This is a genomic window from Winogradskyella sp. UBA3174, assembly GCF_002364335.1.
Taxonomy (GTDB): domain Bacteria; phylum Bacteroidota; class Bacteroidia; order Flavobacteriales; family Flavobacteriaceae; genus Winogradskyella.
This window is the reverse complement of the sequence record NZ_DEXW01000033.1, coordinates 26,185-43,143: the sequence shown is the minus strand read 5'-3', so window position 1 is coordinate 43,143 and position 16,959 is coordinate 26,185. Positions and strand designations below refer to the sequence as shown.

14 protein-coding genes are annotated in these 16,959 nt (G+C 32.5%); 9 read left to right on the top strand and 5 right to left on the bottom strand.

Translation table 11 applies throughout. The features are described 5' to 3' along the window. Positions 1–4 precede the first annotated feature (4 nt). From B2U95_RS04665 to B2U95_RS04655, 3 genes are all read right to left on the bottom strand, one after another. Positions 5–1,090, bottom strand: coding sequence for an imelysin family protein (locus B2U95_RS04665; RefSeq protein WP_296313320.1), 1,086 nt, complete (start codon positions 1,088–1,090; stop codon positions 5–7). 5 nt (positions 1,091–1,095) lie between these two features. Further along, positions 1,096–2,451: a di-heme oxidoredictase family protein gene (locus B2U95_RS04660; protein ID WP_296313318.1), complete on the bottom strand. Its 1,356-nt coding sequence runs from the start codon at positions 2,449–2,451 to the stop codon at positions 1,096–1,098. A 124-nt stretch (positions 2,452–2,575) separates the two neighbouring features. After that, entirely contained in the window at positions 2,576–3,790 is a 1,215-nt protein-coding gene (locus B2U95_RS04655) for an imelysin family protein (RefSeq protein WP_296313316.1), read from the bottom strand. A 233-nt stretch (positions 3,791–4,023) separates the two neighbouring features. Here B2U95_RS04655 and guaB point away from each other — a divergent pair, with 233 nt between their 5' ends. The 5 genes from guaB to B2U95_RS04630 all read left to right on the top strand — a co-directional run bounded on the left by guaB (position 4,024) and on the right by B2U95_RS04630 (position 10,277). Further along, positions 4,024–5,496, top strand: coding sequence for an IMP dehydrogenase (gene guaB, locus B2U95_RS04650; protein ID WP_296313315.1), 1,473 nt, complete (start codon positions 4,024–4,026; stop codon positions 5,494–5,496). Between the two features lie 851 nt (positions 5,497–6,347). Beyond that, positions 6,348–6,542, top strand: coding sequence for a hypothetical protein (locus tag B2U95_RS04645; protein ID WP_296313313.1), 195 nt, complete (start codon positions 6,348–6,350; stop codon positions 6,540–6,542). Positions 6,543–7,026: 484 nt separating this feature from the next. Further along, on the top strand, positions 7,027–8,502 hold the full coding sequence (crtD, locus tag B2U95_RS04640) for a 1-hydroxycarotenoid 3,4-desaturase CrtD (RefSeq protein WP_349675754.1): 1,476 nt from the start codon (positions 7,027–7,029) through the stop codon (positions 8,500–8,502). Next, positions 8,502–9,137, top strand: a complete 636-nt coding sequence (locus B2U95_RS04635) for a carotenoid biosynthesis protein (protein ID WP_296313311.1) — start codon at positions 8,502–8,504, stop codon at positions 9,135–9,137. Before crtD ends, B2U95_RS04635 begins: the two co-directional genes overlap by 1 nt. Then, a complete protein-coding gene (locus B2U95_RS04630) occupies positions 9,138–10,277 on the top strand; it encodes a lycopene cyclase family protein (protein WP_296313309.1) in 1,140 nt (379 codons plus the stop codon). Here the strand turns inward: B2U95_RS04630 and B2U95_RS04625 are convergent. Next, on the bottom strand, positions 10,274–10,513 hold the full coding sequence (locus B2U95_RS04625; RefSeq protein WP_296313308.1) for a hypothetical protein: 240 nt from the start codon (positions 10,511–10,513) through the stop codon (positions 10,274–10,276). The two genes, B2U95_RS04630 and B2U95_RS04625, sit on opposite strands and share 4 nt — an antisense overlap. Further along, a complete protein-coding gene (locus tag B2U95_RS04620) occupies positions 10,506–10,961 on the bottom strand; it encodes an SRPBCC family protein (protein WP_296313307.1) in 456 nt (151 codons plus the stop codon). The genes B2U95_RS04625 and B2U95_RS04620 overlap by 8 nt, the downstream gene beginning before the upstream one ends. Before the next feature lie 236 nt (positions 10,962–11,197). On the opposite strand from B2U95_RS04620, the gene B2U95_RS04615 reads away from it, so the two are divergent. From B2U95_RS04615 to B2U95_RS04600, 4 genes are all read left to right on the top strand, one after another. Continuing rightward, a complete protein-coding gene (locus B2U95_RS04615; protein WP_296313305.1) occupies positions 11,198–13,156 on the top strand; it encodes a peptidylprolyl isomerase in 1,959 nt (652 codons plus the stop codon). Between the two features lie 66 nt (positions 13,157–13,222). Then, on the top strand, positions 13,223–14,014 hold the full coding sequence (locus B2U95_RS04610) for a peptidyl-prolyl cis-trans isomerase (RefSeq protein WP_296313303.1): 792 nt from the start codon (positions 13,223–13,225) through the stop codon (positions 14,012–14,014). Then, a complete protein-coding gene (locus B2U95_RS04605; protein ID WP_339614648.1) occupies positions 13,998–15,422 on the top strand; it encodes a peptidylprolyl isomerase in 1,425 nt (474 codons plus the stop codon). Before B2U95_RS04610 ends, B2U95_RS04605 begins: the two co-directional genes overlap by 17 nt. Positions 15,423–15,424: 2 nt before the next feature. Further along, positions 15,425–16,378, top strand: a complete 954-nt coding sequence (locus B2U95_RS04600; protein WP_296313300.1) for an AAA family ATPase — start codon at positions 15,425–15,427, stop codon at positions 16,376–16,378. Positions 16,379–16,959 lie beyond the last annotated feature (581 nt).

Below are 16,959 nucleotides of genomic sequence, written 5' to 3'. Positions count from 1 at the left end.
AAATTTAATCGCCATCAGTATCAGTAGTCGTAATAATTATGGAGAGTACACTTCTTACATCTACTGCAAACAAAATTCGTAAATCTTCAATTTTGGTATGTAAAACTTCAACTTGTGCGTTACTTTGATTTACAGCTTCGTCTAAGGGTAATGACATAGCATTGAGTGCCGCATAGATTTCATTGATCTTATTGAGAATAGCATCATTTAAGTCTTGATTGTTAGTGATTGAAAACACATAATCATCAATCCCTAGTCCAGCTGTATTAAAATAAGCGGTTTCAACACTTTCTATACTCACGCGCACCAATGCTTTTGAGGTATCGCTAAAATAGGCTTGGGTTAATTCTGGATTTATGACCTGAGAATTTTCTAATCCTGCAGGTTTTCCAACTTTGGTGCTTTTGGTAACGTCTAAGGCATTATGAATACCATTATAATACAAATTAAATGACCCCTGAATCCCAGAGCCACTATTATTTATAAATGTAGTTCCGTAATCTTCGCCAGACGTGGCCCAAACATTTTGAAGCTTATCTGCCCTTGTTTTAAGATATATTGAAGATAATCTCAAATAATCACGACGTTTTTCAGAATTCATAAATCCTGAATTTATAGTCGCCGCATTTTCAGCAAATAACAAATATTCAATAGCAGCCAATGATTTGGCTTGTGAGCTGATGGTAGCCATAAATGTGGCGTCAATGGAATCGTTATCTGAAATAAAATATTCAATTGCACCTTCAACCGTTGGCCAATTATAGATTGAATTATGCAAAAATTGAGTTCGTGCTAAACCAATATGATAAACATAGGTTTTCTCGTAGTTAATTGCAGTCGTTTTCCACTGTTGTCTGGCCAGTTCTAAATTAGCAACCGTTGGATTATTCGTATACGTCGAAATACTTTGTTCTAAATTTGAAGTCTCTAGATTAAATGTATTGAGTGCAGGTTTTATATTTAGATTTACAGCATTGTCTAGAAAATTCTTAACGTTGAATCCTTGGTCTGATGCGTCACTATCACTACTACTACAAGCTATAATGATTATTGAAGCTATAGCAATTAGGGTAAAAGTGAATTTTTTCATAGTAATTATAGAGAGTTTACAAAATCAATTATCTGTTGACGTTGGTCTGTAGATAAATTTTTAAAATTATTTTTTGCGCTTTCAGCTTCACCACCATGCCAAAGTATGGCTTCTTCGATATTTCTTGCACGACCATCGTGTAACAAAAAGGTATGGCCGTTTACTGTTTGTATTAAACCAATTCCCCAAAGTGGTTGCGTACGCCATTCGTTACCATTTGCCAAAAAATCTGGTCTGTTATCTGCAAGTTCTTCACCCATATCATGTAATAAAAAATCAGAATAGGGTTTAATATTTACATTACTTAACATCGGCTGAATTTCAGAAGTACCTGTAACCATATTAATACGATGGCAACCAATACAATTAAGTTCATTAAAAAGTACTTTCCCTTTCAATACAGATTCATCCGTGAAGTTCCGTCTATTTGGTACAGCAAGTACACCTTGATAAAAAATAACACGTTCTAGCTGATTATCGGTCACCTCAAATTCTCCACCATTTGGTGCTTCAAAACAATCTTGCTGAGGCGATGGACAATTGTTTTCTGAAAAAAGTGAGGTTGTTAATCCCATATCTCCATGAAATGCACTCGCTATCTGTTGTCTTAAAGTAGGTGCATTAGCTTTCCAACCATATTTACCCAATTCACTTTGTTGAGTTTCTATGTTATATGCATAATTTGGACGTCCGGAAATACCGTCATTGTCAGAGTCAGATTCATCTGCGAATTGCAAAATCTGTTCATCTGGTAATGCGCTAATTAGGCCAAGTCCAATAGTTTGTGTGCCAACCCGTGGCGACATTTCTACACCGGCTAAACTACCGAATTGTTCTTCCGAGAATGAGTAAATTGGTTTTTGAAGTTGATAGGTCGTGCCATCTTCATATGCACCATTTATTTGTTCATAATTTACATTAACTTTCGCCTCAAATGAGATGCCAATATTCGAGCGTTCTTGAATTTGAGTATTATAGCCAGGTACTGGATTGTTATTTCCAAAGGCATCTTGCCCTGCTAAACTAATTCGCATTAAAAAGCCATTAGAATTTGCACCATTAAATAAAGGTCTTCCTCTGCCATCTTTAAAATGGCAAGTATTACAAGCGCGTGCATTAAATGTTGGACCCAAGCCGTCAATTGAAGTTGTTGATGCAGGGGCTGAAACCCAAGACTGATTAAATAATGAATTCCCTGTCGAAAATGCAGTTATTTCATTAAATGATAAGCCATCAATTTTTAGACCAAAAGCAGTGTCACTTGTATTGTTAACACCCAAAGAACCAGTTAAAAGTTCTTCGCCTTCTTCATATAAGTCTACAACAGGTGAATAGTTGTCGTCATCTGAATTACAAGACATAAAACAAATAATAATCAGTAATAAAATATTTTCTTTTTTCAACAACAAAAGATTAGATTAAAATGATAAATCCCAAAATGTAAATTCTGGGATTTATCTATAAAAATTAAACTAATTATGGTTATTAGTTTACAGTTAGGCCTATTAAAGTTGCTGATGCGCTAATTTCATCCGCTAAATCTCTTAATGCTACAACAGATTCCATAACAGGTCCAGTAATTGGATTTGTAGATTCTTGAGCGATTAATAAATCAAAAGGCTTAGAGTTAACACCTACGATATTCACTCTGGCAATAACCTCGTCTGCTGCAGCTTTTAAACTATTAGCTTGCGTAGGATTTTCTAATAAAACCAAATCGTAAAATGAAGCTCCATTTGTAGTACCATACGAACCAAAAATAACGTTAATAACACCCTTGGCATTATTATAAACATCACGATTAGTATTATCTGCAAAACAAGAATGCTCAAGTTCTTGTCCTAAACCACCAATTCCTTCAGTGTTATCAACTGGTACTACCATTCGTTCCTCCGATAATTCATCGCCAGAGATAAAAAATGCACCTTGGATTGCTTGTGATAAGGCAACATCTTCGTCTAGGCCTTCAAATACAGTTCTGTAAGTTCCTCCAACAGTCCATGTATTTGCCAAATCGTTAAGGTCGCTTACTAATAAATTTGTAACTACCTGCAAATACTGTCCGCGTCTATCTGCATCACTTGCTGTTGTATAATCTGTAAATTCGCGTTGACCAGCTAATTCTGCCTCAGGGAATGTTTGGTCTTGTCCCCATAATAAAAATTCTATGGCATGCCACCCTGTGCTAACCGCTTTCTCGTTTGAGCCACCAGCTTCATTTAGGTCAGCAAGTGTGCTCGCGTCAATCGTTATGCTTGCATCTGCGATAATACTACTCGTAAAAGTACCAGCCCAAGCTTCAGAACCAGCTTCTACATAATCGATATAAGCTTCGTCAATTGGCCAAGCATTCATCTGCCCTTCGGTATTCAACGACCAAGGATTACCATCTGTATCTATTGGACCAGTTGCACCTCTGTAAGCTTCTGTTTGTCCGTAAGGCTCTCTCGCTGCCAACCATGTACTTTTCGCAGTTGTAAATCTAGCATCGGTTGGATCATTTACAAAGGCGTTTATTGCACTTTGCATTGTAATGGCTGCGCTATAACTATCTGCATAGGATTGGTAAACCACATCAGCATAATTGGAAACAACGTCTGCCTTTGTAACATTATTATCATTAGGTTGGTTGTTATCATCATCACTAGAACACGCTAGAACGAGTGAGAGACTTAATAGTAAAATTGAAATTTTTTTCATCTTAAAAGTAATGGTTAATAATTATTGAATTGCGAAATTATTTAATAATCTTGAAACCACAAAGTTTATTTAGACTAAATTTAAATAAGGATTTTAAAATTAGTATTTATTTATTTTTTGATAGACTGTTTTGTCTTTTTTATAATAGAACTCATAATATATTTTCATTTTCTCATTTTCTAATTACTGCCAAAAAAAAGCGTAGCTTTGCATGCAATTATACCTTAATTGCAATGACAGCACACGAAAACAAAATATTAGGAGAAGGTCTTACTTACGATGACGTTCTATTAGTTCCAGCATTTTCTGAAGTTCTTCCACGCGAAGTCAATATTCAAACAAAGTTTACAAAAAACATTACTATTAACATCCCTGTGGTTTCCGCTGCTATGGATACCGTTACTGAAAGTAAAATGGCAATTGCCATGGCACAAGAAGGTGGGATTGGTGTGTTGCATAAAAATATGTCTATTGATGAACAAGCCAGAAAAGTTCGTAAAGTAAAACGTGCTGAAAGTGGCATGATTCTAGATCCTGTAACCTTGCCTATGGATGCTGTAGTGTCTGATGCAAAAAATGCAATGCGCGAGCATAGTATTGGAGGTATTCCGATTGTAGATGACGAAGGCATGCTTAAAGGTATTGTAACGAACAGAGATTTACGTTTCGAACACCAAAATGACAGAGCAATTGTCGCCGTTATGACCTCTGAGAATTTGGTAACTGCTGCGGTCGGGACGTCTCTTAAAGATGCTGAAAAAATTCTTCAACAAAATAAAATTGAAAAGCTACTTATTGTAGATGATAATTATAAACTCGCTGGCCTAATTACGTTTAGAGATATTACTAAAGTAACTCAAAAGCCAAATGCGAATAAAGATACGTATGGTAGATTACGTGTAGCAGCGGCAATCGGAGTTACAGCTGATGCTGTTGATAGAGCAGAGGCTTTAGTAAAAGCGGGTGTTGATGCTGTAGTTATTGACACAGCACATGGACATACAGTTGGTGTGGTCACCATTTTAAAAGCCTTAAAACAACAGTTTCCAAACCTCGATGTGATTGTGGGTAACATTGCAACTGGTGAAGCCGCTAAATATTTAGTAGAAGCTGGCGCAGACGCCGTTAAAGTTGGTATTGGTCCTGGTTCTATTTGCACAACGCGCGTTATTGCAGGAGTTGGTTTTCCTCAATTTTCAGCGGTCTTAGAAGTTGCTGCAGCTATTAAAGGTTCAGGTGTCCCGGTTATAGCAGACGGCGGCATTCGTTATACAGGAGATATTCCTAAAGCGATTGCAGCTGGCGCCGATACTGTAATGTTAGGTTCACTTTTAGCAGGTACAAAAGAAAGTCCTGGACAAACAATTATTTACGAAGGAAGAAAGTTTAAGTCTTACAGAGGTATGGGTTCAGTTGAAGCTATGAAACAAGGTAGTAAAGACCGCTATTTCCAAGATGTTGAAGACGATATTAAAAAGTTAGTTCCAGAAGGAATTGTCGGAAGAGTTCCCTATAAAGGTGACTTGGTAGAAAGTATTCATCAATTTATTGGTGGCTTAAGAGCTGGTATGGGTTACTGTGGAGCGAAAGATATTGCATCGCTTCAAGACAAAGGGCGCTTTGTAAAGATTACAGCCAGTGGAATTAACGAAAGTCATCCTCACGATGTCACTATTACTAATGAATCGCCTAATTATTCTAGATAACAAAACAAATTCCTGTAAAGGCAGGAATTTCATAATTATAAAAAAACAGCATCGTATTGATGCTGTTTTTTTATGTAGATTTTTGAGTTTCGTTTAATGTCTAGTCTAGTAATAGCCCTATTTTTTTAACGTGTTTAAATTTATTTTAACATTTTAGAGAATCACTTTTTATAAGTAAACTCTTATTGTCAATCTATTTGGTTTCTCAACTACCTTTAAACTGTAGTTATCGAAATAGAGAGTCAATATTAAGAAAAAAGTGAAACCTATTTTAAAATAAGGTTTATAAATGGTTTTTAATTGATAAATATTTTTTTGTTTTAACTATATTTGATAACAATTAGACAAAAGTAAGAAACAAGCATTTTTAAAAGAAGCGATAATTTTTAAAAATGCCAAAATAAGCCATACGACTACTAAAAATAGATTGGTAGCTTGTAGAGAAGCAAAACGACTTGTTTTAGAAATTAACGAGATGTATAAAAAATCAAAGGTGACAGCTTTAATAGAGGGTCTTACTTTTAAGAAAAAGAGAGTTGATATTAGATTAAAATGATGACTCGACTCAGTTATATATAACAAGGAATTAAATAGTAGTGGACTGCTTTATACTTATTACGAAAAGATGAGGTAGCAGTTTGAGGATAGATCCGAATTAATAATTAATCACAAAAAAGTTATAAAATGAAAAAAATTATTTTAAAATGGTACCCAATTATTTTAGCATTCCTTTGTTTATTATACTCGGTAGGATATGGAATATTAGGTATGACAGAGGAGGCTCAATATTCTGCACACTGGCCAGGGACAATATTATTGTTTGCAATAGCAATTAGACAAAGAAGAACAACATGAACATAGGATTTTTTATAATAGGTGCAATGATTTTCTCTGTATATATAGGATTAACATTTTGGAATATTTTCTATTCAAACAGGAAACAAAGAGAAGAGAACTATCCAAATCTGAAGAAAAATGAAGATGTTAATATATATACACCTTCTCAAGAAAATCCTGCTAAAGCTGACAATAAACCTACTGAATAAGATTTATATAGTCTCTTCAACTTTTTTGATATTTTAACCTATTTATCCTAATAGTTCAAAATAGGGAGTAAGTGAAAAAATCTTGAATTTTTTAGTGACTAAAATTTTGTTTTGAACGATCTTATAATGCTTATTGTCCAGAGGTTGGAGATTCGGTTTTTATCCAGAAAAAGACTAGTAGCAAAACAAATTTGTATTTTTCTTTAGTTCTAAAAATAGTTTAATATTTTTTACACCGGAGTTAGAGCATTTTAAGCAATGTCTCTAATATAAAATCGTTTCAATTTTTTTATCAAGTTCTACTGAAACAAATTCATCAGAGGTAAACGTAGTTAGCAGAAAATTTTCAGAAAGTAAAATTGTAATCTAGTTAAGATATCAATCGTCATTCCATTAAATAAAGCAAGATTCAATTTATAAATTAGTATTTTTTTTGCATTTATTTTGAGACCAATATACTTTTCATTGTACCTTTGCTTCGCTAATGAAAATGAAAACTGTTATTATAATTGGTGCTGGTATAGCTGGTATGGCTGCTGCAATTCGGCTAAAATCTCAAGGGTATAATGTTACTGTATATGAGGCTAATACCTATCCCGGAGGAAAGTTAACGGCATTTTCTAAAAGCGGTTACAGGTTTGATATGGGACCATCGCTATTTACAATGCCACAATTTATAGAGCAGTTATTTAAAGTGGCCAAAAAACCAATTGAAACGTATTTTCAATATAAAAAGAAGTCTATTGTATGTAATTACTTTTACGAAGATGGTACAACGTTTTCAGCGTTAGCAGATGAAACAGAATTTGCTAAATCTGCAGCAGAGACTTTTGATGTAGATAAAAGTGAAATTCTAGATTATTTTAAAAAAAGTAAAAAGAAATACGACCTAACAGCATCTTTGTTTTTAGAAAAGTCATTACATAAAACGTCTACCTATTTAAATACAGATAGCTTAAAAGCTATTTTTAATCTGAATAGCTTAGATATTAATACAACGCTTTCAGACTATAATTCTAAAGTATTTAAAGACGAACGTTTAGTTCAATTTTACAACCGTTTTGCGACTTATAATGGGTCTTCTCCTTACCAAACACCAGGTATTATGTCTATGATTCCGCATTTAGAACAGTATTTTGGTACGTATTTCCCCAAAGGAGGTATGCATTCAATTACAATGAGTTTGTTTCAATTGGCAAAAGATATTGGTGTTACCTTTAACTTTAGCAGTAAAGTAGATCAGATTGTTACTAAGGGTAACAAAGCCATTGGTATAGAAATAAATGGAACTACTGTTATATCTGATATTGTTATTTCTAACTCAGATATTGTACCAACCTATAGGTATTTATTAAAAGCACACAAAGCACCAGAAAAAATTCTGCAACAACCAAGAAGCAGTTCTGCTTTAATATTTTATTGGGGAATTAAGAAAGTGTTTCCACAACTAGATTTACATAATATTTTCTTTTCGGAAGATTATAAGACTGAATTCGATTATATTTTTGATAAGAAAGATGTGTATTACGACCCAACTGTTTACATTAATATATCTTCAAAAGAAGAACCAAACGATGCACCAGAAGGTTGTGAAAATTGGTTTACAATGATTAACGTGCCTAGTAATACAGGTCAAGATTGGAATAGTATAGTAGCAGATGCCAGACAAAATATTATAAAAAAATTAAGCCGATTGTTAAACGAAGATATTTCAGAATTAATTGAATCTGAAACCGTTTTAGATCCACGAACTATAGCGTCTAATACGCAAAGTTACCAAGGTGCATTATATGGTGCATCTAGTAATAATAAATATGCAGCGTTTTTAAGACACCCAAATTTTAAAAGTAGTATTGATAATCTTTATTTTTGCGGTGGTAGTGTTCATCCTGGTGGTGGTATACCATTATGCTTACTATCTGGTAAAATAGTATCAGATTTAATTGAAGCTAAAAGCTAATGAAGGAGAATTCAAATTTTAAAATCCGTATCTCTATATTTATCATATGGTTGTTTGCTATATCAGGAATAATAGGTGTGTCGTCTAGTGCGCAAGATTGGTTTTTGTCTATGACACCACTTAATTTGCTACTAAGTCTCGCAATGGTATTGTGGCACATTAAAAATTATAACTACAAAGTTATTTTGGCATTAGCTATTCCTTTTTTTATAGGTTTTATAGCAGAAGGGTTAGGTGTAAATTTTGGTTTAATATTCGGAACTTATGTTTACGGTGAGAATTTAGGGTTTAAAGTGTTTGGTGTACCACTAATGATTTGTATTAATTGGACCTTATTAACAGCAACAACAGCAGATGTTTCTAAATATTTCTCAAAAAATATTGTAATTTCAGCTTTAGTAGGTGCTGCTTTAATGACAGGTTTAGATGTTATTTTAGAAGTATCTGCACCACGTTTTGATTTTTGGGAGTTTGAAAATGGCATTGTGCCAATTAAAAATTACATAGGGTGGTTTGTTACTGCTTTTATTGCCCATTTAGGTTACCAATCATTTAAAGTTGAAACCAACAGGGTAATTTCTTGGCATGTTTTAGTATCAATAATTATCTTTTTTAGCGTATTTCTATTTATATAAATGAAGCATTACGATTACATCATATTAGGAGCAGGAGCTTCAGGTTTACTTTTAGCATACCGTATGTCTAAAGATGTCTATTTTGATGACAAGTCAATTCTAATTATTGATAAAATTATAGATAAAGGTAATGACAGAACTTGGTGTTACTGGGAAGATGGAGAAGGTGAGTGGGATACGTTATTAACTAAAACGTGGACTAAAATTTATTTCGGAAGTGACACCGTTTCTAAGACGATAGACATTTCACCTTTTAATTACAAAATGATTAGAAGTAAAAATTTTTATAAAACACTTTGGGAAACTATTAGGCTAAAATCTAATATTACTTTTGTTGAGGATACAATTGATACATTCAATATCTCAGAGATAGGTGTAGAAGTTATTAGTAAAACAAGAAGTTATTTTGGCTCAAAGCTTTTTAATAGTTTGCCAAACCCTAAGCCTTTCCAATCTCAAAAAAAATATCCTATTCTGCAACAGCATTTTGTAGGTTGGTTTATAAAAGCGAAGGAAGCTATTTTTGATGATTCTACCGCAACTTTCATGGATTTTAGGGTTAAGCAAAAAGGTAACACACGCTTTATGTATGTTTTGCCAATAGACAAAAATACAGCCTTGTTTGAGTACACATTGTTTTCAAAAGAATTATTAGAATATACAGAATACGAAACAATGATTAGTGAGTATCTAAAAGAGAAAGGTATTATAGATTATGAGATTATAGAAAAAGAGATGGGTTCTATACCAATGACATCTTTTAGGTTTTCTGAGTTAAACACAAAGCATATTCTAAATATTGGTACAGCTGGAGGTTGGACTAAGGCAAGTACAGGTTATACATTTAAGAATACTTCAAAAAAAACGAAAGCTTTAGTACAGTTTTTAAAAACAGAAAATGACCTTACTAAGTTTGATAAAAGATTGAAATTCTGGTTTTATGATTTATTATTCTTAGATGTTCTCGCTAATCATAACGACGAAGGAGCTGCGCTTTTTTCTTCTATGTTTAAAAGGGCAGACATTAAAACGATATTTAGATTTCTAGATGAGGAATCTACAGTACTAGAAGATTTTAAAATAATAGTATCTGTTCCTCCTAAGCGTTTTACTCAGGCTTTCTTTAAGCGTTTGTTTTAATCATTAGAATAAACTTGCCCTCTATGTGGCTTTAGTGCGTCTCTAATGGGTTTCATTTCAGATTCATTAACAACTAAATATGCCAAACTGTGCATATCGCTCAAGGCTTCAACACCAGTAATTTCTATATCTAAATTATTAATACTTATGTATTCTTTTAGATGAATAAGGTGATGTTCTGCGGTTTTTTGGCCAGATGGACCTCTAAAATCCCAAATTAGTTTTAATTTACGCATTTGCAACAGAAACTCCTTTTTCTACAAAGTTCTTAAAGTTTACCATATACTTTAACGACTCTTTCTTAAATATGCCTGGCATAGCAATAGTCATCATTCGCATAAAGAAATTAGTAGGTAAATACTCGTATTCAGCAACCCATTCTGTTGAGCCTTCATTGGTAGTTCTAAAATAATTTTGCTGTATGTTGTACATGCCTTTTGTATTGTAAGTGGCATGAAGCTCGTGAGGTAAGTTACGTTTTGTAATAGTTTCCTTTAGTTCTATTTTTGTGTTTCCAAAGTTATAAACTAAATTCATTCTCGCTCCAAATTCGCCAGGAGTTCCAGAAATATGTTCGCTTCTTATTAGGCCTTCTTGCCAGTGCTTCATATTATCAACTGAGTCGAGTTTTTTAATAACAACCTCGAGAGGTTTTGCTATTGTAATTCTATTACAATATTTCATTTTTGAGGGAATTTTTATTAAAGATAGATAGAAGGTGTTAAAGTCTGCTTACTTTTTCGATGAGCGTATCGTTTTTAGAGTTAAAATAAAAAGTTTATTAGTAACGTTTTAATGTTTGGTATGATTTTTATGTAAATGGAAATGATTCTACTTGCGAAATGCGCTATTTGTGTTATTTTTGTTCAACTCCAACAAGTATTGAAATTTTCAAATTCCCATAAAAATAATCTTAAATTATGAGTATTAAATTTAAAAGTTTATTCATCCTTCTATTTGTACTACTATTTGTACTAAATAGTTCCTTTTCTCAAAGTAATGATGGCGTACTTCTTACTGTAGATGGCGACCAAATAAAAACTTCAGAATTTCTAAGAGTTTATAATAAGAATCTTGATTTAGTTAAGGATGAAAGTCAGAAAGATGTTGATGGCTATTTAAAACTATTTACTGAGTATCAGCTAAAATTAAAAGAAGCAAAGCGTCTTAAGTTAGATGAAAATGCTAAATACTTAAGAGAGTTTTTAAGCTATAAAAAGCAACTTACAAAAAACTATTTGTCTGATAATAAAGTTACTGATGTCTTGGTTAAAGAGGCATATGAAAGAAGTAAATTAGATATTAAAGCTTCACATATATTAGTGCGAATTGAAGAAAGTTCTAGTGATACAGCAAAAGTCTACAATCAGCTACTAGCTTTAAAAGAACGCGTACTAAAAGAAGGTTATGATAAAGTAAAGTATGATGCACACGACGGTCAAACCATTTTTTTAGAAGATTTAGGATATTTCTCTGCATTTAAAATGGTTTATGATTTTGAAACAGTTGCTTTTAATACACCTGCAGGTAAAATTTCAGAACCCTTTAGAACCCAATTTGGCTACCATGTAGTTAAAGTAGATGAGGTAAGACTATCTCGTGGAACCATAACTGCTGCTCACATTATGGTGACATTAAAAAGTAAAGACTCTACACAAAATTCTGAAAACCGAATAAATGCTATCTACAGTCGATTACAGAAAGGAGAGGATTTCGAATCTTTAGCTAAGCAGTTTTCTGATGATAAAAGTTCTGCAAACAGTGGTGGTAAATTAGCTCCTTTTAAAAGTGGACAATTAACCTCAATACAATTTGAAGATGAAGCATTTACTTTAAAGGCAGACGAAGATTTTAGTAAGCCTTTTAAGACAGAATACGGTTGGCACATTGTAAAAAGAATAAGCCTAAAGCAGATATTACCATTTGAAGACTTAAAACCGTCTTTAGAAAGCAGAGTTAAAAGGGATGCTAGATCTAGATTAATTAATTCTGCAATGGTAGCTGAGTTAGAGAAGCGTTACACAATTTCTCGTAATAAGGATGCTAAAGCTTATTTTGAAACGGTTATAGATAATCGATTTTTCTCACGTGCTTGGAAGATACCTGAACTATTACAGAAAGATAATGTATTATTTACTATAAATAATAATACCTATACGTATTATGATTTTGGACGTCACTTATTATCAGCGCAGCGCAGCTACAATGCTAAAAATGTTCCTAAACCAAAAATTGTAGAGAAAGAACTCAATACATTTTACAACAAAACAATTCTAAAGTATAGAGAAGATAATTTAGAATTAGAAAATAAAGAATTTGCATATATTTTACAAGAATATAGAGATGGGCTTTTGTTATTTGAGCTTATGGAGAAAGAAATATGGAATAAGGCATCAAAGGATAGTATAGGTATAGAGAATTATTATAATCAGAATAAGGTAAAATACCAATGGTCTGATAGAGTAGATATAGTAATGGCGTCTTCTGCAGATAAAAACATGGTAGATAATGTTTCTAAAATGATGAAAAGAGGGAAGTCTGAAGAAGTTATAAGTTCAAAAATAAATGAAGAAAAGAATCAAAATATCATTTTTACAAAAGGTGTTTTCAGTTCTAAAGATGCTAAGCTCCCAGAGAATTTGAAAATAGCAAAAGGGATTTCTAGAATATATGAGCACAATGGAGCGTTTCATGTTATAGACGTAAAGGAGGTTATACCTGCTGGACAAAAAACCTTAGAAGAATCTAGAGGGAATGTGATTAACGATTATCAAACACAATTAGAGTTAGATTGGATTGATGTATTGTATAAGCGTTTTGATGTTAGCGTAAATAAGAGTGCTTTAAAAGCAGTTAAGACCAAAATAAAAAATCAATAAGAACCTTTGAATTATAGATTATATAGTGTTTCGATTTGCTTATTACTAATGAGCTGTGACTTCTTTATGAAGACAGACGATAGTGAGCGCATTGCCAGAGTAAACGATAATTTTTTATATAAAGAAGATATAAAGGATTTAGTGCCAGAAGGCATGTCTACTCAAGATAGTACGCTTATGGTTAATGCTTATATAAATAGATGGGCAGAACAGCTTTTGCTAATGGATGGAGCTAAGATTAATCTAAATGAATCTAAGCAACAAGATTTCTCTCAGCTTATAGATCAGTATAAGATTGATTTATATACAAATGCTTACTTAGAAGGCCTAGTAAAAAAGAATATAGACACTCTTGTTTCTGCAAAAGTAGAAGAACAGTTTTATGAAGCTAATAAAGAATCTTTTAAACTTAATGATGATTTATTGCAGTTCCGATATATCAATTTACCATTAAACCCTATTAATTTAGATACAATAACAAACAGGTTTAAGCGATTTAATGAAAAAGACAGAAGGTATTTAGATTCTATCTCTGTTCAATTTAAATCGTATGCACTAAACGATTCACTTTGGATAAAATTTAGTCAAGTAGTAGATAAAATTTCAGTGATTAATTCTGAAAACAAAAATCAACTGTTAAAAAAATCTAATTTTTTACAACTCAAAGATTCATTAAACCTATATTTGATGCGTGTTAATGACATAAAAACTTTAAACGATTATGCACCGTTAGATTATGTCAAAAATTCGATAAAACAAATTGTTATAAATAAGAGAAAACTAGAGCTAATAAAGCAACTAGAAAAAGATATTACTAAAGATGCTATTAAAAACAATCAATTTGAAATATATAACTAAAGCAATCGTAATCATTTGCTTTTTGTCTTTTACCGCAGGTAATGCACAAGAAATTATAGAGGATACAACTAAGGAATCATCTCTTAAGAAAAAAGATACTGTAATAACTGGTAATAAAATAAAAGCTGACGGTGTTGCTGCTGTTGTAGGTGATTTTATTATTCTCGAATCTGATTTAGATAGAGAAATTGCCCAATTAGAAGCTCAAGGAGCAGATTTAGAAGGCATAACAAGGTGTCAGCTTTTTGGTAGTTTACTAGAAAGTAAATTATATGCACATCAGGCGATTCAAGATAGTGTTTTAATTAACGAGTTGTATATACAGTCTTTAGTAGAACAACAAATTGATGGAATTTTAGCACAGACAAATGGAGATATGGCAGGTCTATTAAAATTCTATAAAAAAGATTCTGAAGAATCTTTGAGAGAGCAAATGTATGAAATCAATAAAAACGGATATTTAACACAGCAAATGCGTTTAAAAGTTCTTGAAAAAATTGAAGTAACACCAGAAGAAACAAGACAATTTTTTAATGAAATAATAGAAGAGGAAAGACCAACGTTTGGTACAGAATTAAAGTTGGCTCAAATTGTTATTATACCTAAAGTAACTGAAGAAGCTAAGAAGGCTGTAATTGATAAATTAAATAGTTACAAAAAAGATGTCGAAGAAAACGGTGCAAATTTCACAACTAAGGCTTTGTTTTATTCAGATGATGGTTCTAAACAAGATGGTGGTAAATTACCATCAATGAATAGAAAGCAACCAAGAATGGTTAAAGAGTTTAGGGATGTTGTCTTTAACATGCAAGAGGGAGAGATTTCTGATCCTTTTGAAACCGATTTTGGGTTTCATATTGTATGGTTAGAAAAGATTAGAGGTCAAGAATATGATGTAAGACATATTTTATTACGCCCAGAGATAACACAAGAAGCATTAAAAGGTACCGAAGATAGACTAAAAGAGGTGAGAGCTAAAATTATTGATGGTTCTGTAACTTTTGCAGAAGCAGCTAGAGAATTTAGTGATGAAAAAGAAACGAAGTATGAAGGCGGTCAAATGATGAACCCAGTAACTCAAGATTTTAATTTTGAGCTAACAAAAATTGATACTGAACTTTACTCTCAAATTCAAGATTTAAAAGATGGAGAAATCAGTCCTGTGCTGCAAGACCAAGATCGTGTTAACAGCATAAAATTTAAAATTCTAACAGTAACAGATAGAATTGATGATCATAAGGCAGACTTCTCTAGAGATTATTTAAAAATAAAGGAACTAGCCTTACAGAATAAGCATGTAGATGCTATAGCAGTATGGCAAAAAGAAACCATAGCAAAGACTTATATTAAGGTTAATGGCGAATATAAAAATTGTGATTTCCAAAATAACTGGTTAAAAAAACAATAGTTATGTCAGATGTTGCGCTAATAGAAAATTTCGTTAAGAAATTTGGGGATTTAAAAAAAGAGGTTTCAAAAGTTATTATAGGCCAAGATGAGGTTGTAAACCAAATTCTTATATCAATATTTTCTGGTGGTCATTCACTTTTAATTGGAGTCCCAGGTTTGGCGAAAACATTAATGGTAAATACTATAGCTCAGGCTTTAGGTTTAGATTTTAAACGTATTCAGTTTACACCAGATTTAATGCCTAGTGACATATTGGGTAGTGAAATACTAGATGAAAACCGTCAATTTAAGTTTATTAAAGGACCAATTTTTGCAAATATTATTTTAGCTGATGAGATTAACCGTACGCCACCTAAAACTCAAGCAGCGCTTTTAGAAGCAATGCAAGAACGCTCTGTGACTATTTCTGGTCATCAATACAAATTAACATTACCTTATTTTGTTTTAGCAACACAAAACCCAATTGAGCAAGAAGGGACTTACCCTCTGCCTGAAGCGCAGTTAGATCGTTTTATGTTCGCTATTAACTTAGAATATCCATCTTTTCAAGAAGAAGTTGATGTTGTTAAAGCAACAACTACAGATGTACAGTCTAGTGTTAATGCGTTATTTACAGCGCAAGAAATTATAGATTTTCAAAATGTAATACGTCGTATTCCTGTTGCAGATAATGTTATAGAATACGCAGTTTCTTTAGTATGTAAGACAAGGCCAAAAGCTGATACAGCCGCAGATATAGTCAAAGAATTTGTGGATTGGGGAGCAGGTCCAAGAGCCTCCCAAAACTTAATATTAGCAGCCAAAACACATGCTGCTACCAATGGTAAATTCTCACCAGACATAGAAGATGTCCAAGCTGTTGCAACAGGAATATTGCGTCACAGAATTATAAAAAATTATAAGGCTGAAGCAGAGAATGTTTCTGACGAAGATATCATTCAAAGTTTATTTTAATAAAGTCATCGCATAGGTTTACATTAACACTATGTGGAATCATCCTAACAGAAATTTTAGATTAGATGTTATAAGGGCATTAGTCATAGTGCTAATCGTTTTATCGCATTGTACATTTTAATTCCTGAATTTAATGGTCTAATAACAGATGCTATTAGACTAACGGGAGCTAAGGGAGCTGATTTGTTTTATGTACTCAGTGGTTATTTCTTATTGGTGGATTAATTATTAAGCATTTACAATCTGGTGAATATTCTGCTAGAAGTTTAATTCATTTCTGGAAACGAATATGGTTAGTGACTTTACCAAATTATTTTGTAATTCTTATACTCAATATATTATTAGTCTATTTTTTAGATCGTAAATTGAATACCAATATACTCTTGTATATTCCTTTTTTACAAAATTTAGCACATCCACAAATTAATTTACAGAGGCATGGAGCTTATCAATTGAAGAATATGCTTATCTATTTCTTTCTGCGATTATATACGTTTGGATTTTTTTAAAAAAACTAAGTCTCCTTTAAAAGTTTTTATTTTTACAACACTGCTCGTTATTGGCATTTTGTTTGTGCTTAA

What these genes read in the sequence shown, in the direction of transcription:
- B2U95_RS04665 (WP_296313320.1), bottom strand. Translation starts at nt 1,090, where the DNA reads ATGAAAAAATTCACTTTTACCCTAATTGCTATAGCTTCAATAATCATT.
- B2U95_RS04660 (WP_296313318.1), bottom strand. Translation starts at nt 2,451, where the DNA reads ATGTCTTGTAATTCAGATGACGACAACTATTCACCTGTTGTAGACTTA.
- B2U95_RS04655 (WP_296313316.1), bottom strand. Translation starts at nt 3,790, where the DNA reads ATGAAAAAAATTTCAATTTTACTATTAAGTCTCTCACTCGTTCTAGCG.
- guaB (WP_296313315.1), top strand. Translation starts at nt 4,024, where the DNA reads ATGACAGCACACGAAAACAAAATATTAGGAGAAGGTCTTACTTACGAT.
- B2U95_RS04645 (WP_296313313.1), top strand. Translation starts at nt 6,348, where the DNA reads ATGAACATAGGATTTTTTATAATAGGTGCAATGATTTTCTCTGTATAT.
- crtD (WP_349675754.1), top strand. Translation starts at nt 7,027, where the DNA reads ATGAAAATGAAAACTGTTATTATAATTGGTGCTGGTATAGCTGGTATG.
- B2U95_RS04635 (WP_296313311.1), top strand. Translation starts at nt 8,502, where the DNA reads ATGAAGGAGAATTCAAATTTTAAAATCCGTATCTCTATATTTATCATA.
- B2U95_RS04630 (WP_296313309.1), top strand. Translation starts at nt 9,138, where the DNA reads ATGAAGCATTACGATTACATCATATTAGGAGCAGGAGCTTCAGGTTTA.
- B2U95_RS04625 (WP_296313308.1), bottom strand. Translation starts at nt 10,513, where the DNA reads ATGCGTAAATTAAAACTAATTTGGGATTTTAGAGGTCCATCTGGCCAA.
- B2U95_RS04620 (WP_296313307.1), bottom strand. Translation starts at nt 10,961, where the DNA reads ATGAAATATTGTAATAGAATTACAATAGCAAAACCTCTCGAGGTTGTT.
- B2U95_RS04615 (WP_296313305.1), top strand. Translation starts at nt 11,198, where the DNA reads ATGAGTATTAAATTTAAAAGTTTATTCATCCTTCTATTTGTACTACTA.
- B2U95_RS04610 (WP_296313303.1), top strand. Translation starts at nt 13,223, where the DNA reads ATGAAGACAGACGATAGTGAGCGCATTGCCAGAGTAAACGATAATTTT.
- B2U95_RS04600 (WP_296313300.1), top strand. Translation starts at nt 15,425, where the DNA reads ATGTCAGATGTTGCGCTAATAGAAAATTTCGTTAAGAAATTTGGGGAT.